At 61.7% G+C, this 24817-nt stretch carries 19 protein-coding genes; 7 read left to right on the top strand and 12 right to left on the bottom strand.

The window, feature by feature from the left end; translation table 11 throughout:
* Positions 1 to 168: 168 nt before the first annotated feature.
* From fusA to rpsL, 3 genes are all read right to left on the bottom strand, one after another.
* Positions 169 to 2247, bottom strand: a complete 2079-nt coding sequence (gene fusA / locus Q0Y42_RS10975) for an elongation factor G (protein ID WP_297803641.1) — start codon at positions 2245 to 2247, stop codon at positions 169 to 171.
* Positions 2248 to 2397: 150 nt separating this feature from the next.
* Positions 2398 to 2871, bottom strand: a complete 474-nt coding sequence (gene rpsG, locus Q0Y42_RS10970; RefSeq protein WP_292050480.1) for a 30S ribosomal protein S7 — start codon at positions 2869 to 2871, stop codon at positions 2398 to 2400.
* Positions 2872 to 2914: 43 nt separating this feature from the next.
* Positions 2915 to 3289, bottom strand: a complete 375-nt coding sequence (rpsL, locus tag Q0Y42_RS10965; protein ID WP_003165508.1) for a 30S ribosomal protein S12 — start codon at positions 3287 to 3289, stop codon at positions 2915 to 2917.
* A 516-nt stretch (positions 3290 to 3805) separates the two neighbouring features.
* On the opposite strand from rpsL, the gene Q0Y42_RS10960 reads away from it, so the two are divergent.
* Positions 3806 to 5041 carry a hypothetical protein gene (locus tag Q0Y42_RS10960; protein WP_297803635.1) on the top strand — a complete coding sequence of 412 codons (1236 nt, stop codon included), beginning with the start codon at positions 3806 to 3808 and terminating at the stop codon, positions 5039 to 5041.
* Positions 5042 to 5137: 96 nt separating this feature from the next.
* Here the strand turns inward: Q0Y42_RS10960 and rpoC are convergent, their stop codons facing one another.
* Both rpoC and rpoB read right to left on the bottom strand, forming a co-directional pair.
* A complete protein-coding gene (rpoC, locus tag Q0Y42_RS10955) occupies positions 5138 to 9328 on the bottom strand; it encodes a DNA-directed RNA polymerase subunit beta' (RefSeq protein WP_297803633.1) in 4191 nt (1396 codons plus the stop codon).
* Between the two features lie 98 nt (positions 9329 to 9426).
* Positions 9427 to 13542, bottom strand: coding sequence for a DNA-directed RNA polymerase subunit beta (gene rpoB, locus Q0Y42_RS10950; RefSeq protein WP_297803631.1), 4116 nt, complete (start codon positions 13540 to 13542; stop codon positions 9427 to 9429).
* A 481-nt stretch (positions 13543 to 14023) separates the two neighbouring features.
* Here rpoB and Q0Y42_RS10945 point away from each other — a divergent pair, with 481 nt between their 5' ends.
* The 6 genes from Q0Y42_RS10945 to Q0Y42_RS10920 all read left to right on the top strand — a co-directional run bounded on the left by Q0Y42_RS10945 (position 14024) and on the right by Q0Y42_RS10920 (position 20010).
* Positions 14024 to 14713 carry a hypothetical protein gene (locus Q0Y42_RS10945; RefSeq protein ID WP_297803629.1) on the top strand — a complete coding sequence of 230 codons (690 nt, stop codon included), beginning with the start codon at positions 14024 to 14026 and terminating at the stop codon, positions 14711 to 14713.
* Between the two features lie 92 nt (positions 14714 to 14805).
* Positions 14806 to 15111, top strand: coding sequence for a hypothetical protein (locus Q0Y42_RS10940; RefSeq protein ID WP_297803627.1), 306 nt, complete (start codon positions 14806 to 14808; stop codon positions 15109 to 15111).
* Positions 15086 to 15316, top strand: coding sequence for a hypothetical protein (locus tag Q0Y42_RS10935; RefSeq protein WP_297803625.1), 231 nt, complete (start codon positions 15086 to 15088; stop codon positions 15314 to 15316). Before Q0Y42_RS10940 ends, Q0Y42_RS10935 begins: the two co-directional genes overlap by 26 nt.
* Positions 15317 to 15353: 37 nt before the next feature.
* On the top strand, positions 15354 to 15872 hold the full coding sequence (locus tag Q0Y42_RS10930; RefSeq protein WP_297803623.1) for an FKBP-type peptidyl-prolyl cis-trans isomerase: 519 nt from the start codon (positions 15354 to 15356) through the stop codon (positions 15870 to 15872).
* Between the two features lie 142 nt (positions 15873 to 16014).
* Positions 16015 to 17991, top strand: a complete 1977-nt coding sequence (locus Q0Y42_RS10925; RefSeq protein WP_297803621.1) for a peptidase M61 — start codon at positions 16015 to 16017, stop codon at positions 17989 to 17991.
* Positions 17992 to 18018: 27 nt separating this feature from the next.
* Positions 18019 to 20010 (top strand): peptidase M61, encoded by a 1992-nt coding sequence (locus Q0Y42_RS10920; RefSeq protein WP_297803619.1) that lies wholly within the window; start codon positions 18019 to 18021, stop codon positions 20008 to 20010.
* A gap of 48 nt (positions 20011 to 20058) precedes the next feature.
* Here Q0Y42_RS10920 and Q0Y42_RS10915 read toward each other — a convergent pair whose 3' ends face one another.
* The 7 genes from Q0Y42_RS10915 to rplK form a co-directional block, all read right to left on the bottom strand.
* Entirely contained in the window at positions 20059 to 20739 is a 681-nt protein-coding gene (locus tag Q0Y42_RS10915; RefSeq protein WP_297803617.1) for a type 1 glutamine amidotransferase domain-containing protein, read from the bottom strand.
* Positions 20740 to 20906: 167 nt separating this feature from the next.
* Complete coding sequence (gene rplL / locus Q0Y42_RS10910) at positions 20907 to 21290, bottom strand: 50S ribosomal protein L7/L12 (RefSeq protein ID WP_297803615.1); 384 nt, start codon at positions 21288 to 21290, stop codon at positions 20907 to 20909.
* Between the two features lie 55 nt (positions 21291 to 21345).
* Positions 21346 to 21861, bottom strand: coding sequence for a 50S ribosomal protein L10 (gene rplJ, locus Q0Y42_RS10905; RefSeq protein ID WP_297803613.1), 516 nt, complete (start codon positions 21859 to 21861; stop codon positions 21346 to 21348).
* A 346-nt stretch (positions 21862 to 22207) separates the two neighbouring features.
* Positions 22208 to 22633, bottom strand: a complete 426-nt coding sequence (locus Q0Y42_RS10900; protein WP_297803611.1) for an NUDIX hydrolase — start codon at positions 22631 to 22633, stop codon at positions 22208 to 22210.
* Between the two features lie 167 nt (positions 22634 to 22800).
* Complete coding sequence (locus Q0Y42_RS10895) at positions 22801 to 23346, bottom strand: NAD(P)H-dependent oxidoreductase (protein ID WP_297803609.1); 546 nt, start codon at positions 23344 to 23346, stop codon at positions 22801 to 22803.
* A 129-nt stretch (positions 23347 to 23475) separates the two neighbouring features.
* Positions 23476 to 24162, bottom strand: a complete 687-nt coding sequence (rplA, locus tag Q0Y42_RS10890) for a 50S ribosomal protein L1 (RefSeq protein WP_297803607.1) — start codon at positions 24160 to 24162, stop codon at positions 23476 to 23478.
* 3 nt (positions 24163 to 24165) lie between these two features.
* Entirely contained in the window at positions 24166 to 24597 is a 432-nt protein-coding gene (rplK, locus tag Q0Y42_RS10885; protein WP_297803605.1) for a 50S ribosomal protein L11, read from the bottom strand.
* Between the last annotated feature and the right edge of the window lie 220 nt (positions 24598 to 24817).

The raw sequence follows: 24817 nt of genomic DNA, 5'->3' as shown, positions 1-24817 counted from the left end.
CGATGGTGCCGATGTTGCAGTGCGGCTTAGTGCGTTCGAACTTTTCCTTGGCCATTCTCTAGCTCCTGGAGTCCCCGAACCGGGGTCCAAATAGGTTTGGGGATTGATGGGGGGCGATTTGTTACCAAACCGCCCCGATTTCAAGTGCCACTGTCAAAAAGACAGTGATTAGGCGAACTTCTTGATCACTTCGTCGGCGACGTGTTGCGGCACCGGCTCATAATGGTCGTACTGCATGGTGAACTGTGCACGGCCTTGCGACATACCGCGCAGGGTGTTCACGTAGCCGAACATGTTGGCCAGCGGCACGAAGGCGTTCACGACAACCGCGTTACCGCGCATGTCTTGGCCTTGGATCATGCCACGACGGCCGTTCAGGTCGCCGATGACCGAACCCAGATACTCTTCCGGGGTCACGACTTCCACAGCCATCACCGGCTCGAGCAGCTTCGGAGCAGCCTTTTCACGCAGTTCCTTGAAGGCTGCGCGCGAGGCGATTTCGAAGGCCAGAACCGAGGAGTCAACGTCGTGGAATGCGCCGTCGATCAGGGTTGCCTTGACGTCGATGACCGGGAAGCCAGCCAGCAGACCGTTGTCCTTGGCCGACTTCAGGCCCTTTTCAACGCCCGGGATGTATTCCTTCGGAACAGCACCGCCGACGATGGCCGACTCGAACACGAAGTCCGAACCCGGCTCACCCGGCTCGAAGCGCAGCTTGACGCGTGCAAACTGACCGGTACCACCGGTTTGCTTCTTGTGGGTGTAGTCGATTTCAGCCGTCTTGGTGATCGATTCACGGTACGCAACCTGCGGAGCGCCGATGTTGGCTTCCACCTTGTAGGTACGCTTCAGGATGTCGATCTTGATGTCGAGGTGAAGCTCGCCCATGCCCTTCAGGATGGTCTGGCCCGACTCGTGGTCGGTCGAGACGGTGAAGGACGGGTCTTCAGCGGCCAGCTTGGCCAGGGCAACGCCCAGCTTTTCTTGGTCAGCCTTCGACTTCGGCTCAACAGCGATTTCGATAACCGGTGCCGGGAATTCCATCTTCTCGAGGATAACCGGCGACTTCAGCGGGTCACACAGGGTGTCGCCGGTGCGGGTTTCCTTGAGGCCAGCCAGAGCGACGATGTCGCCAGCGTAGGCTTCCTTGATGTCTTCACGGTTGTTCGAGTGCATCAGCAGCATGCGGCCGACGCGTTCACGCTTGTCGCGCGACGAGTTCAGCAGCGATTGGCCGGTCTCCATCTTGCCCGAGTACAGGCGGCAGAAGGTGATCGAGCCCACGAACGGGTCGTCCATGATCTTGAACGCCAGAACCGACAGCGGCTCTTCGTCCGAAGCCTTACGAACGATCGGCTCTTCGGTCTTGAAGTCGATGCCCGGGGTCGGCGGAATGTCGACCGGCGACGGCAGGTAGTCGACGACGGCGTCGAGCAGCGGCTGAACGCCCTTGTTCTTGAAGGCCGAGCCAGCGAGGATCGGGTAGAAGTGACCTTCGATAACGGCCTTACGGATGCAGCGCTTCAGCACTTCAACCGACGGCTCTTCGCCACCGAGGTAGGATTCCATGGCTTCGTCGTCGATTTCGACGGCGTTATCCACGAGGTACTGACGGGCTTCAGCAACAGCATCAGCCATGTCGGCCGGGATGTCACGGATGTCCGGAGCAGCGCCCACTTGGTCGGTTTCCCAGACCAGAGCCTTCATTTCGACCAGGTCGACGACGCCCTTCAGGTCCGATTCAGCGCCGATCGGCAGTTGGATCGGCACAGCCTTGGCACCCAGACGGTCGCGGATCGACTCGACCGACTTCTGGAAGTCAGCGCCGAGCTTGTCCATCTTGTTGACGAACACGATACGCGGAACCTTGTACTTGTCGGCCTGACGCCAGACAGTCTCGGTTTGCGGCTCAACGCCGGCGTTACCGTCCAGAACGGTCACAGCACCGTCGAGCACGCGCAGCGAACGTTCGACTTCGATGGTGAAGTCCACGTGGCCAGGGGTGTCGATGATGTTCAGACGCTTTTCTTTCCAGAAAGCGGTCGTCGCGGCCGACGTGATGGTGATGCCGCGTTCTTGTTCCTGGTCCATCCAGTCCATGGTCGAGGCACCATCGTGCGTCTCGCCCATTTTGTGGTTCTTACCGGTGTAGAACAGGATGCGCTCGGTCGTCGTGGTCTTACCCGCGTCGATGTGAGCCATGATACCGAAGTTACGGTAGTCTTCGATTTTGTGTGTACGGGCCATTGGTATTGCCTTCCGGGTAACTCGCGGACGCCGCGAGCGCCCCGTTGTGTCAGATATGACGGCGCGGGCAGTTCAATCCTGAATGCCCGCACCAAATCGCCTAAAGTGCTACCGCCCCCGCACCGAGGTGCGGGAACAGTTTCAAGACGTTTACCAGCGGTAGTGGCTGAAGGCGCGGTTGGCTTCGGCCATCTTGTGGGTGTCTTCGCGCTTCTTGACCGAGGTGCCGCGGTTGTTCGAGGCGTCCAGCAGTTCAGCGGCCAGCTTTTCGGTCATGGTGTTTTCACCGCGCTTGCGAGCGGCGTTAACGACCCAACGGATAGCCAGGGCACGACGACGGTCCGGACGAACTTCAACCGGAACCTGGTAGGTAGCACCACCAACGCGGCGCGAACGCACTTCGACTTGCGGAGCGACGTTTTCCAGAGCCTGGTGGAAGGTTTCCACTGCGGTCTGGTCTTTCTTCTTCTCGGCCAGGATGTCGAAAGCACCGTAGACGATGTTTTCAGCAACAGCCTTCTTACCTTCGTACATGACGTAGTTCATGAACTTGGTAACGACCAGATCACCGAACTTCGGATCCGGCAGAACTTCACGCTTCTGGGCGCGGTGACGACGGGACATGAGAGTATCCTCTTAAATCTGTAGAGCGCAGAACGCGTGTTGCTTACTTCGGACGCTTCGCACCGTAGTGCGAACGACGTTGCTTACGGTCCTTAACGCCTTGGGTATCCAGCACACCGCGCAGGATGTGGTAACGGACACCCGGAAGGTCCTTCACGCGGCCGCCGCGGATGAGCACAACCGAGTGCTCTTGCAGGTTGTGGCCTTCACCCGGGATGTAGCACACAGCTTCAACACCGTTCTTGGCCAGGCGAACCTTGGCAACCTTACGAAGTGCCGAGTTCGGCTTCTTCGGGGTGGTGGTGTACACGCGGGTGCAAACGCCGCGACGCTGGGGCGAACCCTCCAGAGCCGGAACCTTGTTGCGGACCGGCTTCGGCTTACGGGGCTTGCGGATCAGCTGGTTGATCGTGGGCATTCGAATTCGTCTCTTTTCGATGTGGAGGCGTGTGCCTTTCGGCCGGAGCGCCTCATTGCCTTCTTTTGAACGGTTCCGAAAAACCGCCCGGGGTTGGTATTCGAGCTGAAAGAGGTCTATCCAAACGGAAAAACCGGAACGCGCGCTTCGGGCGTTCCGGCGGGACACAGCCCGACCGTTCAGTTGTCACTCCATCAGCGGACAGCGGACTGCCCACGTCTCGAAAGTGCGCGGCTTGTACGCGGCCCTTGCCGACTCGTCAAGGTCGCGCGGTATCCCGTTTAGATTTGGGTAATCTATACCGCCATTCTTCGACCGTGATAGTTCGGGACCGTGCGTCGAACGGAGAGCGTTCCTCCCCCCACCAGCCCGCCTTCTCAAAACGTCGCGACGCCACGTTAACCAGACATCAGCGTTCTCAACTTCATGTGACAGGGTGGCGGCGAGCCAATGACTCAGGTTCTTCTGTAACGCTTTCGCAGTGGTGTGACCCCAACCTCTGTTTCGAGGACGCGCATGAGTTTCAGCCTGTCGGCGCCCCCGCCGCCCATTACACCCTCTCCGCGTCGGCAAAGGGGTCTGCTGCTCGCCGCATCGGCAGTGGTTCACATACTGGTGCTGGTACCGGTCGCCCTGAATACGGTTTTCATTCCCAGCTTCAGTGAAGACGATCCGTCGTTCGAAGTTCTGATCGATATGACGCGGGACTTCGTCCGTCCGGAGCCCAAGCCAAAGCCACAGCCGGTTGAACGGGTACAGGATCAGGCACAGTCCAAAGAGCGGCCTCAAGACCGCCCCAAAACTGTCCCGCAAGAGACGCCGCAGGACACACCGCAAGAACGGCGTATCGAACAGATCGAAGCCGCCAAGCCGCAACAGGACCTGAGCCGTCTGGACGCGCGCCTGCCGGAACTGGCGACACCACAAGCGGAGCAACCGCGTGAGGCGCTGGACGCCGACAATCGGCCAGCGGCGGTGAATGATCTTAACACCCCTGCCCTGCCCACGCTGACAGCTCCCGTCACCCGCCCTGTCATCGAAGCCATCGATGGCCCCATGGCCAGTTCGCAGTCGATCGCTCCGGCGGATGCCCGCGTGCCCGCGCTACAGAGTGCGGCTCAGGCCGACCGCGCGGGTGAATCCGGCCAAGCCGACGTTGGCGCGCCTGATACGCCTGTCCCCCGCCGTGCGCGGCTGGATGAGGATGCTGAGGCGGCCTTGGCGGCGGCGGCGCGTGGCGGGGCATTGGATGATGCGTGGACCTATCGTCCCGAAGCGGGCGGCGCTGCGGGCGGAGGCGGCACTGCAGGCGCTCAGGCCGGTGCCAGTGGGCGCGGACCGGACGGCAACAATACCGCGACCAGCACAGGCCGCATCTATTACGGCGGCAGGACCACGCCCGTCGACTGCACCCAGCCCCAGATGTTGAGCGACATCCAGCGCCTGAGCTGCGACAGCGCCGAGGCGCGTCGCCTGCGTCAGTCCGCCGAAAGCGGCATCCGTGTCGGTGGCAACGGCAATGCCGCCCGTGATGGCCAGATGTCGGCCACAGGGGCACGGCGCATTCAACGTTATGAAGAACTGCGCCGCCCGCTTGGCGGAGGGGTCGGTGTTTCGCAAGGGTCGATGCAGGGCGGATCAGGCCAAGGCGAAATCCTTGACGATATGTCCGGTACCACCAACGAAATCCGCAAGCTTCAGGAACAGATCGGGGCCAGCAATGGCCCGCGAGCGCCAGCCCGCAACGACTAGGACCTGTTTGGGGACCTGATTGGAGCCACAACGAAAAAGGGCGGTGTCTTGCGACACCGCCCTTCTCTTTTCGATCGGCTAGAGCCGGACGCGGACTTAGTCCTTGTCCAGTTCCAGTGCCAGGTCGGCCGGCAGCGGCTCGACCGCGTCTTCGCGAGCTTGGGTAAGCTCGGCGTCGCGCTCGTTGGCGATCTTCTGCATCGAACGCAGGTACGCACCGGTACCGGCGGGGATGAGACGACCCACGATGACGTTTTCCTTGAGGCCTTCCAGCGTGTCCTTCTTGCCGTGGACCGAAGCCTCGGTAAGGACGCGGGTGGTCTCCTGGAACGATGCCGCCGAGATGAAGCTGCGGGTTTGCAGCGACGCTTTGGTGATACCCAGCAGGACCGGCTGCGTGATAGCCGGACGGCCACCGCGCTTCTCGACCTTGGCGTTCTCGTATTCGGCCTCAGCCACTTCGACGGTGTCACCCTTGATGAGGGTGGTTTCGCCGGAGTCAATGACTTCGACCTTCTGCAGCATCTGACGCACGATCACTTCGATGTGCTTGTCGTTAATCGGCACGCCTTGCAGACGGTAGACTTCCTGCACCTCGTTGACGAGGTATTCGGCCAGAGCCTCGACGCCCTGAATACGCAGCAGATCGTGCGGATCGGGGTTGCCGTCGATGATGTAGTCGCCCTTCTGGATCAGATCGCCGTCGTGGACGGAGATGTGCTTGCCCTTCGGGATCAGGAATTCCACGGCTTCGCCTTGGTTGCCATCGGCATCCGGCTCCGGCGTGATCTTGATACGACGCTTGTTCTTGTAGTCGCGACCGAACTCTACGCGGCCATCCATTTCGGCGATGACAGCGCAGTCCTTCGGACGGCGGGCTTCGAACAGTTCGGCAACGCGCGGCAGACCGCCGGTGATGTCGCGGGTCTTGGCACCTTCGGTCGGGATACGGGCGATAACCTCACCCGGCTTAACCGTGTCACCGTTCGACACCGACAGAATGGCGCCAACCGGCAGCAGGTAACGGGCATCCGAACCCGAAGCCAGACGGGCATAGCTGTCGCCAGCGATGATGCCGAGGGCCGGACGCAGGTCCGAACCACGCGGGCTTGCACGCCAGTCGGAAACGACGCGCTGGGCGATACCGGTCGCCTCGTCGGTCTCTTCCTTGACGGACAGGCCGTCGACCAGATCCTCGAAGCGGATCGAGCCGCCCACTTCGGTGATGATCGGGTTGGTGTACGGGTCCCACTCGGCCACGCGAGCGCCCTTGGCCACTTCTGCACCGTCCTTGACGCGCAGACGTGCACCGTACGGCACCTTGTGGGTTTCGCGTTCCTTGCCGTCGACCATGATCGACACGACGACGTTGCGGCTCATGGCCACCAGGTCGCCGTGCGGCGCGGTAACGGTCGGGCCCGAAACCTTGGCAACACCGGCGTTGGTCGCTTCGTAGAACGAAGTTTCCGAAACCTGTGCGGTACCGCCGATGTGGAAGGTACGCATGGTCAGCTGGGTACCCGGCTCACCGATCGACTGTGCAGCGATAACGCCGACAGCTTCACCGATGTTCACATTGGTACCGCGAGCCAGGTCACGGCCGTAGCAGGTGGCGCAGATGCCGGCCTTGGCTTCGCAGGTCAGGGCCGAACGGACCTTGACCGAAGCCACGCCAGCGGCGTCGATGGCCTCGACTTCTTCTTCCTGCAGATAGGTATCTGCCGGGAAGAGGATGTTGTCGGTGCCCGGCTCCTTGATGTCCTCGGCCGCATAACGACCCAGAACACGTTGGCCCAGCGAAACCAGAACGTCACCGCCTTCGGTCACGGCGCGCAGGGTGATGCCACGGGTCGAACCGCAGTCCTCCTCCGTCACGATCGAGTCCTGGGCAACGTCCACCAGACGACGGGTCAGGTAACCCGAGTTGGCGGTCTTCAGTGCGGTATCGGCCAGACCCTTACGGGCACCGTGGGTGGAGTTGAAGTACTCCAGAACGGTCAGGCCTTCCTTGAAGTTCGAGGTAATCGGGGTCTCGATGATTTCGCCCGACGGCTTGGCCATAAGGCCGCGCATACCGCCCAGCTGCTTCATCTGTGCCTGCGAACCACGGGCACCCGAGTTGGCCATCATGTACACCGAGTTGATGTCCGGGTTTTCACCCTTAATCAGCACGCGCGGACGGGCGATTTCGGCCATCATGGCGTCCGAAATCTTGTCCGAGGCCTTCGACCAGGCGTCGATGACCTTGTTGTACTTCTCGCCCTTGGTGATGAGGCCGTCAGCGTATTGCTGCTCGTACTCTTCGACCTGATGACGGGTTTCGTTGACCAGGGTGTACTTGGCTTCCGGAATGACGATGTCGTCCTTACCGACCGAGATACCGGCCTTAGCAGCTTCCTTGAAGCCGAGGCCCATCATCTGGTCAGCGAAGATCACCGTCGCCTTCTGACCGCAGTGACGATAGACCTGATCGATCAGGTTACCGATTTCCTTCTTGGTCAGGTTCTTGGCGACCATCGAGTAGCCGATGTTCGGGTTCTGCGGCAGCAGGGCAGCCAGCTTCATACGGCCCGGGGTCGTGTCGATCACCTTGGTGACCAGCTCGCCGTCCGCATTCATCTCGGTCCAGCGGGCCTTGACCTTCGAGTGCAGGGTCACGACGCCAGCGTCGAGAGCCGCATCGATTTCGCCCATGTTGGCGAACAGCTTGCCTTCACCCTTTTCGCCGTCCTTGACGAGCGACAGGTAGTACAGACCCAGGACGATGTCCTGCGACGGCACGATGATCGGCTTGCCGTTGGCGGGCGACAGGATGTTGTTCGTCGACATCATCAGGACGCGCGCTTCCAGCTGGGCCTCGAGGCTCAGCGGAACGTGCACGGCCATCTGGTCGCCGTCGAAGTCGGCGTTGAACGCGGTACAGACCAGCGGGTGCAGGCGGATAGCCTTACCTTCGATCAGCTTCGGTTCGAATGCTTGAATGCCCAGACGGTGAAGCGTCGGTGCGCGGTTCAGGAACACCGGGTGTTCGCGGATAACCTCGTCGAGGATATCCCAAACGGCCGGTTGTTCGCGCTCGACCATACGCTTGGACTGCTTGACGGTGCCCGACAGGCCCTTGGCGTCCAGACGTGCGTAGATGAACGGCTTGAACAGCTCCAGAGCCATCTTCTTCGGAAGGCCGCACTCGTGCAGCTTCAGCTCCGGACCCACGGTGATAACCGAACGGCCCGAGTAGTCGACGCGCTTGCCGAGCAGGTTCTGACGGAAGCGACCTTGCTTACCCTTCAGCATGTCGGCCAGCGACTTCAGCGGACGCTTGTTGGCGCCGGTGATGACGCGGCCACGACGGCCGTTGTCGAACAGGGCGTCAACCGACTCCTGCAGCATACGCTTTTCGTTACGGATGATGATGTCAGGTGCGCGAAGCTCCATCAGGCGCTTCAGGCGGTTGTTACGGTTGATGACGCGACGGTAGAGGTCGTTCAGGTCCGAGGTGGCGAAGCGGCCGCCATCCAGCGGAACCAGCGGACGCAGTTCCGGCGGGATAACCGGGACGATCGTCAGGATCATCCATTCCGGCTTGTTGCCCGACTCGATGAAGGCTTCCAGCAGCTTCAGACGCTTCGAAGCCTTCTTCGCCTTCATTTCCGACGGGTTGTCGGCCAGTTCGGCGCGGTGCTTCTCGGCTTCCTGATGCAGGTCGATCGACATCAGCAGGTTGCGAACAGCTTCAGCGCCGATTTCAGCGGTGAAACCGTCGTCGCCGTACTCTTCCTGATAGCGATAGTACTCGTCTTCGGTCAGCAGTTGGTTCTGCTTCAGCGGGGTCAGGCCCGGCTCGGTGACGATGTAGTTCTCGAAATACAGAACGCGTTCAACGTCCTTCAGCGCCATGTCGAGCATCAGCGAGATACGCGACGGAAGCGACTTCAGGAACCAGATGTGGGCCACCGGAGCAGCCAGTTCGATGTGACCCATGCGCTCGCGACGGACGCGCGCCAAGGTGACTTCGACACCGCACTTCTCGCAGATGATGCCCTTGTACTTCATGCGCTTGTACTTGCCGCACAGGCATTCGTAGTCCTTGGTCGGGCCAAAGATACGGGCGCAGAACAGGCCATCACGTTCCGGCTTGAACGTGCGGTAGTTGATGGTTTCCGGCTTTTTGATTTCGCCGAACGACCACGAACGGATCTTCTCGGGCGAGGCCAGAGCGATTTTGATCTGGTCAAAGGTCGGGGTGACCGGGACCGGATTGAAGATGTTCAGGACTTCCTGGTTCATCTTTGTTCCTTCTGCGGCAGGAGCCGCGAAAATCATTCAGAGCAGAGGACTTGTTCGAGAGGTCCCTCCCCGCCGATGCAGGGAGGGAAAATCTTCGATCAGCCGTTCTCCAGCTCCACGTTCAGGCCCAGCGAGCGCATTTCCTTGATCAGGACGTTGAAGCTTTCCGGGATACCGGCTTCGAAGCTGTCGTCGCCGCGGACGATGGCCTCGTAAACCTTGGTACGGCCAGCAACGTCGTCCGACTTCACCGTCAGCATTTCCTGCAGGGTGTAGGCGGCGCCGTAAGCTTCCAGAGCCCAGACCTCCATTTCCCCGAAGCGCTGGCCGCCGAACTGCGCCTTACCGCCCAGCGGCTGCTGGGTGACGAGCGAGTACGGGCCAATCGAACGGGCGTGGATCTTGTCGTCGACCAGGTGGTGCAGCTTCAGCATGTACACATAGCCAACGGTGACCGGACGCTTGAACTGTTCACCGGTTTGACCATCGTACAGGATCGACTGGGCCGAACGGTCCAGACCGGCCATTTCCAGACGGTCCTCGATGTCCGAGATGCGGGCACCGTCGAAGACCGGCGTCGCAAACGGAACACCCTTCGACAGGTTTTGAGCCAGCTCGATCAGTTCCTCGTCGGTTTCCGGCAGCGGGGTATCCTCGCCGTAGATTTCCTTGAGGCGGTTGATCAGGCGCTCGCGCTCGCCACCGTCCATCCATTCTTCGAGCAGGGCCTTGATCTGCTTGCCGAGGCCAGCCGATGCCCAACCCAGGTGGGTTTCGAAGATCTGACCGATGTTCATGCGCGACGGCACGCCCAGCGGGTTCAGAACGATGTCGACGTGCGTGCCGTCTTCAAGGTGCGGCATGTCCTCGATCGGCAGGATCTTGGAGATAACGCCCTTGTTGCCGTGACGGCCGGCCATCTTGTCGCCCGGCTGCAGCTTGCGCTTCACAGCCACGAAGACCTTGACCATCTTCATCACGCCCGGCGGCAGTTCGTCGCCACGCTGCAGCTTCTCGACCTTGTCTTCGAAACGACGGTCCAGTTGCTTACGAGCGTCCTCGAACTGCTTCTTCATGGCTTCGAGTTCAGCCATGGCCTTTTCGTCTTCGAGGGCGATTTGCCACCACAGACCCTTCGAGACTTCGCTCATGGCGTCTTCGGTGATCTCGCCACGGCCGATGCCCTTCGGACCCGACACGGCGACCTTGCCCAGAAGCAGCGGCTTCAGACGGCCATAGACGTTGCGCTCGAGGATCTTGAGCTCGTCGTCGCGGTCCTTGCCCAGACGTTCGATTTCGGCGCGCTCGATAGCTTGAGCACGTTCGTCCTTGTCGACGCCGTGACGGTTGAAGACGCGAACGTCAACGATGGTACCGGCAACGCCCGGCGGCAGACGCAAGCTCGTGTCGCGGACGTCCGAAGCCTTTTCACCGAAGATGGCGCGCAGCAGCTTCTCTTCCGGGGTCATCGGGCTTTCGCCCTTCGGCGTCACCTTACCGACCAGGATGTCACCCGGTTGGACTTCGGCGCCGATGGCCACGATACCGGCTTCGTCGAGGTTGCGCAGGGCTTCCTCGCCGACGTTCGGGATGTCGCGGGTGATTTCTTCCGGCCCAAGCTTGGTGTCGCGGGCCATGACTTCAAACTCCTCGAGGTGGATCGAGGTGAAGATGTCATCGCGCACGATGCGCTCGGAGATCAGGATGGAGTCTTCGAAGTTGTAGCCGTTCCACGGCATGTAGGCGACGAGGACGTTACGGCCCAGAGCCAGATCGCCCAGATCGGTCGACGGACCGTCGGCGATAACGTCACCGGCCTTCACGGCATCACCCACGCGCACGATCGGGCGCTGGTTGATACAGGTCGACTGGTTCGAACGCTGGAACTTCGACAGACGGTAGATATCGACGCCCGAACGACCGGCATCGACGTCCGAGGTCGCGCGGATAACGATACGGGTACCGTCCAGCTGCTCGACCACACCGTCGCGGCGGGCGATCACAACAGCGCCGGAGTCGCGTGCCACGACCGATTCCATACCGGTACCCACCAGCGGGGCGTCGGTCTGGACCAGCGGCACGGCCTGACGTTGCATGTTCGCGCCCATCAGTGCGCGGTTGGCGTCATCGTTTTCAAGGAACGGGATCAGGGCCGCAGCGACCGAAACAACCTGTTTCGGCGACACGTCCATCATGTCCACCGACTCCTTGGTCAGGAGTTGGGATTCACCGTTCACACGACCCGGGACGATTTCTTCAACGATCTCGCCATTCTTCAGCTCGATGTTCGCCTGAGCGATCGTGTAGCGGGCTTCTTCCATGGCCGAGATGTAGACCACCTCGTCCTGAGCCTTACCGTCCTTCACGCGACGGTACGGCGACTCGATGAAGCCGTACTTGTTCACGCGGGCGTGGGTAGCCAGCGAGTTGATCAGACCGATGTTCGGGCCTTCCGGCGTTTCAATCGGGCAGATACGGCCATAGTGCGTCGGGTGAACGTCGCGGACTTCGAAGCCTGCGCGCTCGCGGGTCAGACCGCCTGGGCCAAGCGCCGAGAGACGACGCTTGTGCGTGATTTCCGACAGCGGGTTGGTTTGGTCCATGAACTGCGACAGCTGCGACGAGCCGAAGAATTCACGGACGGCAGCAGCCGCCGGCTTCGCGTTGATCAGGTCGTGCGGCATGACGGTGTCGATATCGACCGACGACATGCGCTCCTTGATGGCGCGTTCCATACGCAGCAGGCCGACGCGGTACTGGTTTTCCAGCAGCTCGCCAACCGAGCGAACGCGACGGTTGCCCAGGTTGTCGATATCGTCGATTTCGCCACGGCCGTCCTTCAGACCCACGAGGATCTGCAGAACCTTCAGGATGTCTTCCTGACGCAGGACGCGGATTTCGTCCGAAACTTCCGGAGTTTCGAGACGCATGTTCATCTTCACGCGACCCACGGCCGACAGGTCGTAGCGTTCGGGGTCGAAGAACAGCGACTGGAACATGGCCTCGGCGGCTTCCGGCGTCGGCGGCTCGCCCGGGCGCATCACGCGATAGATGTCGAACAGGGCGTCTTCGCGGCCCGTGTTCTTGTCCAGACGCAGGGTGTTGCGCATGTAGGCGCCGACCGTGACGTGGTCGATGTCCAGCACTTCGATGGTCGAGAAGCCTTGGGCTTCCAGCAGCTCGATGGCGGCTTGGTCCAGCTCGTCACCGGCTTCGGCGTAGATTTCGCCGGTTTCGAAGTTGACGGCGTCGTTGGCCAGATACTTGCCGAGCAGAGCGTCAGCGGCCAGCGACAGCGACTTCAGGCCACCGTCTTGCAGCTTCTTGGCGGCACGGGCCGAGATCTTCTGGCCAGCCGGAGCGACCACTTCGCCGGTGTCGGCGTCGATCAGGTCGAATTCCGGCTTCACACCGCGCCAGCGTTCCGGCTTGTACGGGGTGACCCAGTTGTCGCCGCGCTTCTCGTACGGGACGGTCTCGTAGAAGGTCTTGAGGATTTCCTCGCCGTCCATGCCCAGGGCATAGAGGAAGGTGGTTGCCGGCAGTTTGCGACGACGGTCGATACGGACATAGACGATGTCCTTGGCGTCGAATTCGAAGTCCAGCCACGAGCCGCGGTACGGAATGACGCGAGCGGCGAACAGCAGCTTGCCCGACGAGTGGGTCTTGCCCTTGTCGTGGTCGAAGAACACGCCCGGCGAACGGTGCATCTGGGAAACGATGACGCGCTCGGTGCCGTTGACGATGAAGGTACCCTTCTCGGTCATGAGCGGAATGTCGCCCATGTAGACATCTTGTTCCTTGATGTCCTTGACCGAGCGGGCGCCGGTTTCTTCTTCGGTTTCGAAGACGATCAGGCGCAGCTTGACCTTCAGCGGAGCCGCGAAGGTCATGTCGCGTTGAATGCATTCCTCAACGTCGTACTTCGGCTCTTCGAACTCGTACGAAACGTATTCGAGAACGGCGCGTTCGTTGAAGTCCTTGATCGGGAAGACCGACTTGAAGACAGCTTCGATGCCTTCGTCGCGGCGCAGGCCCGGACGGCTCTCGCGCTGCAGGAATTGTTCATAGGAGGCGCGCTGAACCTCGATGAGGTTCGGCATCTGCACGGCTTCCGGGATACGCCCAAAGCTGTAACGAATGCGCTTCTTTCCGGTGAAGGAGGTCGCGGCTGCGATCTTGCCTAGGGCGAGACCGTCGGTGGACTTGGCCATTCTGTTTTCCCAATAGTGGGCCCCGGGGAGGAACCCAGCTCTCAATGCAGCAGCCACGGCGCACCCTGCGGGCGTTCCGTGACCGTTAAACGTCTGTCGGCATCCACCCTCGTTCCACGGCACGGAACAGGACGCCTCAAATGTCACGCCCCCTTGGGTAGGGGCGACGCCTTCGCACCGGTTCGGAGGGCATCAAACCGGGCCTCGGCGCAAATCGCGCGGATTCAGGGAATCTGCGAAGCGGCTACATATAACGCTTGACGCAGCAAAATAAAGGCCTAAAGCGCAGACCAAGCCGCCCGCGTGGCAAAAAATCCTTACAGACCTACAACCGTTAGGCGATTTTCGTTATGAGAGTCGCCATTTTGCCGTTTTTTTCACCCAAGATGATTTCGTTTCTGCCCGTCATAGAAATTTTATTGCGTTTGAATTTTGCGTGTAAGGTGTCGACGGAAGTTTGGCCCGCCGGATTTGAGGCCGCATGATCCCGGCTGTTTCGGGCAATGCCCAAGCTCTTCTTGCCAACGAAAGTGCCGTTCGCGAGGGCATACGTAACGGCCAATGCCATATCATCAGCCTTGCTCCTGTACGCGAAGCCTTGGGCGAGCGCTGGAGCAAGAATGAGGTGCTGGTCGAAGACTTCGTCCTGCGGACCTTCAGGCGCGGCGCGGATTCCGACGATCTGATCATCAAGCTTAACGCCGTCGACTATATGGTGATCCAGCCCAGCCGCAGCGCCATGAGCGCGCTGAGCCGTGTCACCCTGCTCACCCGTATGACGCTCAACCATTTTCTGGGTCAGGCGCGTACCGAATACATCCGCGTGTCCTTCATCGAAGAAGCCACGCCCGGCCTGATCACCGCGCGCCGCGCTTCGACCGAGCAGATGTTACGCGCCACCCGCGATGCGGCCCGCGAACAGGACCCAACCAACATCGTGTCGCTGGCCCAGGCTTTACAGGAGTCGCCTCCGTGGGAGCCCTTCGGCACCAAGGCCAAACCGCGCAAAGTGGTCATCTACAAGCGGCCTGACAGCAGCGAACTGGAAGCCACCTATTACTGTGAGCCGATCTGGAATGCCGCCCGTGAGGCCGTCGGCATCTTCCAGTTCAAGACCGAGACCTTCCGCGTCTCGGCGAAACGCGCTCACCGATCGACAAGGATGATCTGACGGCCCGCACCCAGGGCATTATCGCCACGCGCCGTCTCCAACACGCCGAGGAAGTCCTCGGTGACACGCTCGAACAGCAGATTGCCCTCAGCGTGCCCCTGTCGCTGGATGCCTTTGCCCATTCGTCCAGCCGCATCGCCATCGTCAACAAGCTTCAGCGACTGGCCGAGAACTCCACCACCAACGGACGCCTGTTCATCGAGCTGAGCGACCTGCCGTGCAGTGTGTCCTCGACGCGCGTGGCCGAGACGGTGGCGCAGATCCGTGGCTATGTCCGCCGCGTGACGGTGCGCCTGCCCTCCAACTGCCGACAGGTGCCGGAAATCGGCCAAATGGGGCGTCGACGGCGTGATCCTGCAACGCCGCGAAGGCATGACCGAGCTTCTGCTACGCCGTAAGATCCACGCCCTGACCTCGGCGCTCAGCCGAAACCCTGCCTTCATCGCGCTGGATCAAATCAACCACCCCAGCTGGGCCGCGCTGGCCTGTACCTATGGGCTGAAGGAGTTGTCGGGTGATCATATCTCGGCGGCCTTCGGCAACCATTTCGACATGCGGCCGCTGCCGCTCAGCCAAATATTGACAGAAGCGAAGGTGGCCTGACTTCCGCCCGACGCATCGCACGTGATAGCGTCAGTATATGAGAAGCCCAATTCACACCTGCGCCCTGATCGCCTCGGCCGGTGTCGCCCTTGCGGCCAGCCCGCTCGCCCACGCCCAGACGCCTGCCGCCACGATGGAAGAGTACGAGGCCGCACTGGCACGCTGGACCGCCGGACAACAGGCCTATGAGGCATGGAACGGTGCCCGCCGCGGCTGGACCACGACCGAAAGCGGCCTCCAATACCGCCGCACCTCGCGCGCTCAGCCCAAGGGCGCGCAACCGACCGCGACCGACACGGTCAAGGTCCACTATCGCGGCCGCTTCATCGACGGGCGCGAGTTCGACAGCTCCTATTCCCGCAACGAGCCCGCCACCTTCCCGCTCAATCGCGTCATTCGCGGCTGGACCGAGGGCGTGGCCCTGATGCGCGAGGGCGAAACCTATGAGTTCGTCATTCCGGCCAGCATCGCCTATGGCAACCGCTGGATGGGTACAGACATTCCGCCCGCCTCGACCCTGCTGTTCACGGTCGAGTTGCTGGAAGTGAACCCGTAAGCCCAAGACCGGAAATCCGCGCGTTTAGCGGTGGACGAACACCGCTAAACGCCAATCGGTCCTTGACGGCGCAGCCTTAGGGCGGCTTGCCTTTCCCCGACATGTTTATGCCGCCCTGCGGCCTTTCTTGGGGGAACACCGTATGTCCCGTCGTACTCTGGCCGTTTGTGCCTCTGCCATCGCCCTTGTGATCGCCACGCCATCGTTAGCCCAAACAGGAGCACAAACAGGGGCCGCCGCCCCTGCCCTGCCCGTGACGCTGGCCCCGATCCCTGCCGTCAGCGATGCGGTGCGGCCCGGCAACATCGAGGTCTGGGTCGATGCGACCGACCTCGACCGCCGCGTCATGAACGTCCGCCAGCGTATTCCGGTCGAGAGCGCCGGCCCGATGGTGCTCTTCTATCCACAGTGGATTCCGGGCAACCACGGCCCTGTCGGCCCGATCTCCCAGATCGCCAACCTGCAGTTCTCCGCCAACGGCCAGCGCGTCGAGTGGATCCGCAACACCCTGCATCCGTGGGCCTATCAGATCGAGGTCCCGCAGGGCGTGGACACCATCGACGTCAGCTTCTCGTGGCTGACCCCGACCGAGGGTGCGCAGGGCCGCGTGGTCATGGCCCCCGACATGCTGAACCACCAGTGGGAAAAGGCGATCCTCTATCCCGCCGGATACCGCAGCAGCCACATCGGCATCCTGCCGCGCCTGAAACTGCCCGAAGGTTTCCAATATGCGGGCGCGCTGGCCAGCGAAGGCACGATCGACGGCTATCTAGAGCTAGAGCCGATCAATTTCGAGCATCTGCAGGACAGCCCCGTTTTCGCAGGCCGCCACTTTGCCCAGTACGAGCTGTCGCCCAACGGCCCGTCGTCGGTCCGCCTGAACATCGTGGGTGACAGCGCCGATGTGGTGAAGGTGAAGGACGAGCATCTGGCCCTGCACCGCAATCTGGTGGCCGAGGCCGACCTGCTGTTCGGTGCCCGCCACTACGACCGCTATGAGTTCCTCGTCGCCGTCACCGACAAGCTGGGCGGCATCGGTCTGGAGCACCAGCGCTCCAGCGAGAACAGCGTCGCCACCAAATATTTCACCGACCCGACCGGCACCATCGTGGACCGCGACCTGCTGGGCCACGAATACACCCACAGCTGGAACGGCAAGTGGCGTCGCCCCGCCGACCAGATGGTCAACAACTTCAACGAGCCTCTGCAGAACTCCCTGCTCTGGGTCTATGAGGGCCAGACCCAGTACTGGGGCCTGATCCTGACCGCCCGTGCGGGTCTGATGACCAAGGAAGAGGCGCTGGGCGTCATCGCCAACAACACCGCCCAATATTCCACCACCCCCGCCCGCGCTTGGCGCGCTATGCAGGACACCACCAACGACCCGATCATACAGCAGCGCCGCCCGCAGGGCTGGCCCAGCCTGCAACGCTCCGAAGACTATTACCGCGAAGGCTCGATGGTCTGGCTGGATGCCGACACCCTGATCCGCGAAAAGACGGGTGGCCGCAAATCGCTGGATGACTTCGCACGCGGCTTCTTCGGCATCGAGGACGGCAACTGGGAAGCCAAACCCTACACCTTCGAGGATGTCGTCGCGGCCCTGAACGCCGTCGTGCCGCACGACTGGGCCAGCTTCCTGCGCGAGCGGGTGGATGCCGTCGGTCCCGACGCCCCCGCCCCGATCAACGGCGTGGAACAGGGCGGCTATCGCCTTGTCTACAAGGACACGCCCAACGCCTACATGTCCCAGCTCAACAAGGAACTGGGCCGCGTGGACTTCGTCTATTCGCTGGGCATCCAGATGAACAAGTCGAACCGCATCACGAGCGTGACGTGGGGTGGCCTGGCCTTCCAGCAGGGCCTGACCGCGGGCTGGGAAGTCGTCGCCGTCAACGACCGCGCCGCCTCCGAAGACGCGATCAAGGAGGCCATCACCGCCGCCAAGAATGGCGGTCCGGCCATCACCCTGATCGTCAAGCGCGATGACCGCTTCCGCACCCTTACCTTCGATTACCGCGACGGCCTGCGCTATCCGCACCTTGAACGCATCGCGGGCACGCCCGACCGTCTGGGCGATATCCTCTCGCCACGCCGCAACACCCGCGCCCGCCGCTAAGTCCTTCCGTTGATCCGAGTTTACGACATGAAGAAGCACCTTTCCGCCGCCGCCCTGTCCCTGCTGCTGTGCGGCACGGCCACGGCCGCGCTGGCCCACAACGGAAGCCCCGTGTGGCAAGGCCCCGCTGCGCCCGCCGCACCGACGCCCCAGAACACGCCGCTGGCCCTGCCGCGCGCCCTGCCGCCGATCCCGGCCCCGACCGAGGCCACCTTTCCGGGCGTCATCCGCTATGAGATCGATGCCACGGACGTGGAGCGCAAGATCGTGCGCGTGCGCCAGACCATTCCGGTCAGCGCGGGCAACCTCGTCCTGCTCTATCCGAAGTATCTTCCGGGCAACCACGCCGACACCGGCCCGATCCAGCTGATCGCGGGCCTGACCGTGTCGGGCGGTGGCCAGCGCATCGAATGGCTTCGCGATACTATCGACCCCTACGCCTTCCACATCGACGTGCCGCAGGGCGTGTCGGAAATCGTTGTCGAGTTCCAGTGGCTGACCCAGCCTGACAACAGCCAGTGGCGCGTTGTCATGACGCCGGAAATGGTCAACCTGCAGTGGGAAAAGGCCCTGCTCTATCCGGCGGGCTACCACTCCACGGGCATCACCTTCGCCCCGTCGATCAAGCTGCCGCAGGGCTGGAACTACGGCGTCTCGCTCGACACCGAGCGCTTTGAAAACGGCGTGGCCACCTTCAAGCCGGTGGACCTCTACAACCTGATCGATAGCCCGCTGTTCGGCGGTGCCCACTTCAACCGTGTGGACATCGACCCCAAGGGTGAAGGCGTCCACCTGAACATCGTCGGCGACAAGGCTGATCAGGTCCGCCCGAACGCCACCCAGATCGGCTATTACGAGAACCTGATCACACAGGCCGACCGCCTGTTTGGTGCCCGCCCCTATGACCGCTACGAATTCCTCGTGGCCGCCACCGAGAAGCTGGGTGGTATCGGTCTGGAGCATCACCGCTCGTCGGAAAATGCTGTCCCGCAGGACTTCTTCACCAACTGGGGCAAGAGCCTCGGCGCCGTCGGCCTGCTGCCGCACGAGTACGTCCATACGTGGAACGGCAAACGTAACCGTCCTGCCGACGAGCTGACGGCCAACCACAACATCCCCAGCCAGAACACCCTGCTCTGGGTCTATGAGGGCCAGACGGAATATTGGGGCGACGTACTGACGGCGCGCTCGGGGCTGGCTCCCGCTGAAGACATCATCGCGTCTCTGGCCGAGATTGCCGCATTCTATGACAACCAGCCGGGCCGCGCGTGGCGTCCGCTTCAGGACACCAACAACCACAACCTCCTCGGCTATCGCACTTCCAATCCCTATACCTCGTGGATGCGCACCACGAGCGACTATTACCGCGAGGCGCAACTGATCTGGCTGGATGCCGACACCCTGATCCGCGAGGGCACCAACGACCGCAAGTCGCTGGACGACTTCGCCAAGTCCTTCTTCGGCGGTGACGAAGGCTCCTACGCGCCGCGCGGCTATACGTTCGAGGATGTGGTCTCGCACCTCAACGCCGTGCATCCGTACGACTGGGCCACCTTCCTGCGCACCCGTCTGGACGCCGCCGGTCCCGACGCCAAGGCCCCGCTGGACGGCCTCGCCCGCGCTGGTTACCGTCTGACCTATACCGACGACCTGACCGACGCCGAGAAGAAGATCCAGAGCGGCTGGAAGAACGACTTCCAGTACTCGCTGGGCTTCACCCTCGGCGGCAACAACCGCATCAACGCCATCCGCTGGGGTGGTCCGGCGTTCGAGGCCGACATTGGTCCGGGCTGGGAACTGGTGGCCGTGAACGATGAGGCCGCCAATGCCGACAAGCTGCGCGCCGCAGTGACGGCCAACAAGGACGGCTCGGCCCCGATCCGCCTGCTGATGAAGCGCGGCGAACAGTTCCGCACGGTCCAGTTCGACTACACCGGCGGCCTGCGCTACCCGCGCCTAGAGCGTATCGAAGGCACCCGCGACCGCTTGAGTGAAATCCTCAGCCCCCGCCGTCGCTAAGCCCGACAAAAATAAACGGCCCGAAGATCGCTCTTCGGGCCGTTTTCCTTAGGGGTGAAGCAGGTCCAGCAGCGCCTCTGCCGCATCGCGTGACGAGGCCGGATTCTGTCCGGTCACCAGATTTCCGTCGGTGACCACATAGTTGGCCCAGTCGCTGGACTTGCTGTAGTTCCCGCCCTTGGCCGCCAGCATGTCCTCGACGAGGAAGGGCACCACATCGGTCAGGCCCACAGCGGCTTCCTCGCTGTTGGTAAATCCGGTGACCTTACGACCCTTCACCAACGGCTCGCCGTCTGTCCCTTTCACATCCTTCAGCACGCCGGGGGCATGGCAGACAAAGCCGACGGGCTTGTCGGCAGCATTGAAGGCTTCGATCAGCTGGATGGATTGCGGATCATTGGCCAGATCCCACAGCGGACCATGCCCACCCGGATAAAAGACAGCATCGAAATCCTCCGCCTTCATCTGGGACAGTGGATAGGTGTTTGCCAGATCGGCCTGCGCGTCAGCGTCGGCCTTATAGCGTCGCGTGTCTTCGGTCTGGGCATCGGGCGCATCGCTCTTTGGGTCCAGCGGCGGCTTTCCCCCTTTAGGCGAGGCCAGCGTCACATCCGCGCCGCCATCCTTGAGCGCATAATAGGGTGCCGCGAATTCTTCGAGCCAGAAGCCCGTCTTCTGGCCGGTATCGCCAAGATCCTCGTGCGAAGTCAGGACCATCAGGATTTTCATGGGGGCAGTTCTCCAAAAGGCTCCCCTCCAAAATGGCCATTGCGTCGCCCAACGCCACCCCAACGGGTCTGAAATCTACGTGAGCGCAAAAGAAAAGGGCCAGAGGTTTCCCTCTGGCCCAATCCTTAAAGCTGTCTGCGACGACGTCGCAGGCCAGATCAGAAATCTTACTTGATTTCGACCTTGGCGCCAGCCTCTTCGAGCTTCTTCTTCAGCTCTTCAGCAGCTTGCTTCGAGACGTTCTCGACGACCGGAGCCGGAGCGCCTTCGACCAGTTCCTTAGCTTCCTTCAGACCCAGGTCGGTACGGACGCCACGGACTTCCTTGATGACGTTGATCTTCTTGTCGCCGCCGTCAACCAGGACGACGGTGAATTCGGTTTGCTCTTCGCCGGCCGGAGCAGCGTCACCGCCAGCAGCGGCAACAGCAGCAACAGCAACCGGAGCAGCGGCCGAAACGCCCCACTTTTCTTCCAGCAGCTTCGACAGTTCAGCGGCTTCCAGGACGGTCAGAGCCGAGAGTTCTTCAACGATCTTGGCGAGGTCAGCCATTTTGATCTTCCTTCGGTAGGATTGGTATTAGAGAGATATGCAGAGATGCGAGGTCTTAGGCGGCGTCTTTGGTAGCGTAAGCATTGAAGACGCGAGCCAGCTGGCCGGCCGGAGCCTGCAGAACGCCAGCAACCTTGGTTGCCGGGGCTTGCAGCAGGCCAATGAGCTTGCCGCGCAGCTGATCCAGCGACGGCAGCTTGGACAGGGCGTCGATGCCCTTGGCGTCCAGAACCTTGTCGCCCATGAAGCCACCAACGATAACGAAACGGTCGTTACCCTTGGCGAATTCGGCCGAGACCTTGGCAGCGGTGACCGGGTCAGCAGCGTAGGCAATACCAACCGGACCCTTGAACAGGTCGTGGTATTCGCTGCCGGCTTCGACGCCCAGCGCCTTCAGCGCCAGACGGTTTTTCACCACCTTGAACGCGCCGCCTTCTTTACGAAGGCGACCACGCAGGTCTTCCATCTCCGCAACGGTCAGACCCAGGTTGTGGGTCACGACCACGGCGCCCGCGTCGGCGAACACGCTCTTCAGCGATTCGATCGACTCGGCTTTTTGTGCGCGGTCCATTGCGGTCTCCAGATTAGGCATTCGTCGCCGAGCTTATTCCCGACGACGGATTGGTTCGTGCACCCTGCGTTTCCGCACGGAGCACAAGCCGGTAGATTGTCCGAAGGAAGCGTGCCTCATCCGGCCACAAGGGCTGGATCAAGGTCTTTGCATCCCCATCTCCCCACGGCACCGGAAAGGCTATTCCGGCAGTTACGGCTTGGGTGACCCCCATGCCCCGAAGTTCTCGGACAGGACCTGATCAGTCCGAGGACTCATCAGGAAGGCGGCTTCTATACACCGCCCCGCGCGAAAATCAACGTCTAACGGGCTTTATTGCCAGCGCGCTGGTGCCCCGTAAGGAAAACTAGCTCTTGAAGCTGCGCAGCAGGCTGGCCAGATCCGGCTCGTGCACCGCCGAAGCCGCTTCATCGCGGCTCATCCATTTACGGGTGCGCTGTTCGAACTCGGGCCACGATCCAAGCTGGATCAAAACCTCCAGCGGATAGACGTCCACCACGCAGGGCACAGCCCGCCCGTCCTTCATCCGCTTGTCATAGCGGTAATGCCCCACCGGACGCGCGGCGATATCGCCCTGAACGCCCGCCTCCTCATAGGCTTCCTGGGCAGCAGCCTGAGGATCATCGAGCTCCGCCATCCGGTTGCCCTTGGCGATGACCCAGCGACGCGTCTCGCGCGATGTGACCAGCAGGAACTCGACTTCCTTCCCCCGCTGACGCCACGGCAGGGCAGCGATCTGGCGTACAGGACTGTCGGTCTTGGTCTTGGTCATCAATCTCTGGCTCAGCCGGAAGGCCGCAGCCCGCCGCACGACGTGGAAAGGCGGGCCTTTCACTTCATTGAGCGAAGCGCGTCAAGGCAGCCGTCTCTTTCCACAAATATTGTCCGATGTCGGACGATTTGGCGAGAGGGCTTTAAAAGGCCCACTCAGCCCCTGCCCTAGCGGGACAGCCAGTCCTGAAAACGCTCGATGAAGCGGGTCTGGAATTTGATATCCCTTTCCTGCGCGAACCGGTCGTCTGCCGTGAAGGTATCGTCCTTCACCTGAAGGTAGACTTCGGGCTGCGGCATGACCTCCAGCCCCAGAACGACCGATATCTGGCGCAGGTGCATCTGTGACAGGTCCGCCCCGCGCGCGCCCGGCGATGCGCCACACACCGCCGCCTTCTTGCCTGCCCAGACGTTGCCGCCATCCCCGCGCGAGCACCAGTCGAGCGTATTCTTCATCAGGGCCGTGACCGAACGATTATGCTCGGGCGATACAAACAGCACGCCATCGGCCGCTGCGATCCGTTGCTTGATGTCCACCAGCCTTGCCGGAAGCGCCTCTTCCAGATCGGTATTGTAAAGCGGCAGTTCCCCCACCGGCAGCAGATCGAACGACATCCGCTCGCTCGCCAGCGCGGCCAGCGCACGCGCATAGGACAGGTTGATCGAACCTTTGCGGGCACTTCCGACGACAGCAATCTTCAGGGGGCTGGACATAGGTCCTCCGTTTGGGGCGAGGCGATCAGCTTAACCCAAGCTGGGTCCGCGTGAAGGACTGACCACAAAGAAAACGGCCCCGCAGATTGCTCTGCGGGGCCGCTAACTTTTGCCTTGCGGCGATCGCTATTAAGCGACCGAAGCCGGATCAACCTTGATGCCCGGACCCATGGTCGAGGACAGGGTGATGCGCTTGACGAAGGTGCCCTTGGCGCCCGACGGCTTGGCCTTGTTCAGAGCGTCGATGAAGGCCTTGACGTTCAGGTCCAGAGCTTCCTGGGTGAACGAAGCCTTGCCGATACCGGCGTGAACGATACCGTTCTTTTCAACGCGGAACTCGACAGCACCGCCCTTGGCGTCCTTGACGGCTTGGGCGACGTTCGGGGTCACGGTGCCGACCTTCGGGTTCGGCATCAGGCCGCGCGGGCCCAGCACCTTACCCAGACGGCCGACGAGGGCCATCATGTCCGGCGAAGCGATCACGCGGTCGAACTCCATGAAGCCGCCGGCGATCTTTTCGTACAGGTCTTCGGCACCGACGTGCTCTGCACCGGCTGCCTTGGCTTCTTCAGCCTTGGCGTCCTTGGCGAACACGGCGACGCGGACGTCACGGCCGGTGCCCGACGGCAGGTTGACCACGCCGCGGACCTGTTGGTCAGCGTGACGCGGGTCAACGCCCAGGTTCACAGCGATTTCGACGGTTTCGTCGAACTTCGCCTTGGCGTTGTCCTTAACCAGCTTGATAGCGTCCGAGTAAGCGATCAGCTCGTCCGAAACACCAACGCGAGCCTTTTGAGCCTTGGTTTGCTTGGCCATCTATTAGCCCTCCACCACTTGGAGGCCCATGGCGCGAGCCGAGCCTTCGATGATCTTGGTCGCAGCGTCCAGATCGTTTGCGTTCAGGTCCTTCATCTTGGCTTCTGCGATTTCGCGCAGTTGAGCCACGGTGATCTTACCTGCAGTCTCACGACCGGTCTTCGAAGCGCCCGACTTAATCTTGGCAGCTTCCTTCAGGTACCAGGTCGCCGGCGGCGTCTTGGTGACGAAGGTGAAGGACTTGTCTTGGTAGACGGTGATGATGGTCGGCAGCGGGGTGCCACGGGCGACCTTCTCGGTGCGAGCGTTGAACTCCTTACAGAAGCCCATGATGTTCACACCGCGCTGACCCAGAGCCGGGCCGATCGGCGGCGACGGCGTGGCCGACTGAGCCGGCACTTGCAGCTTGATGTAGCCGAGAATCTTCTTGGCCATTTGTCTCTCCTAACAAAAAACCCGGCAGGAAAAGCCGGATCGGTGAGCCGTGGTGTGGCATGGCTGCCTCCCACGGATTTGACGCGACGCGAGTCAGACGACCGCGAAGCGAAGGCGCGCCTATAACAGCCCGTCCCCGCAAACGCAAATCGACCAAAGCCCGAAACGCCAACCGATATAAAAACAAAGCCCGCATCGGCTGATGCGGGCTTTGAAATCT

The sequence above is a fragment of the uncultured Brevundimonas sp. genome (assembly GCF_947305955.1).
GTDB lineage: Bacteria > Pseudomonadota > Alphaproteobacteria > Caulobacterales > Caulobacteraceae > Brevundimonas.
Note: the sequence above shows the minus strand (reverse complement) of the source record. Positions and strands in the feature narration are given on the sequence as shown.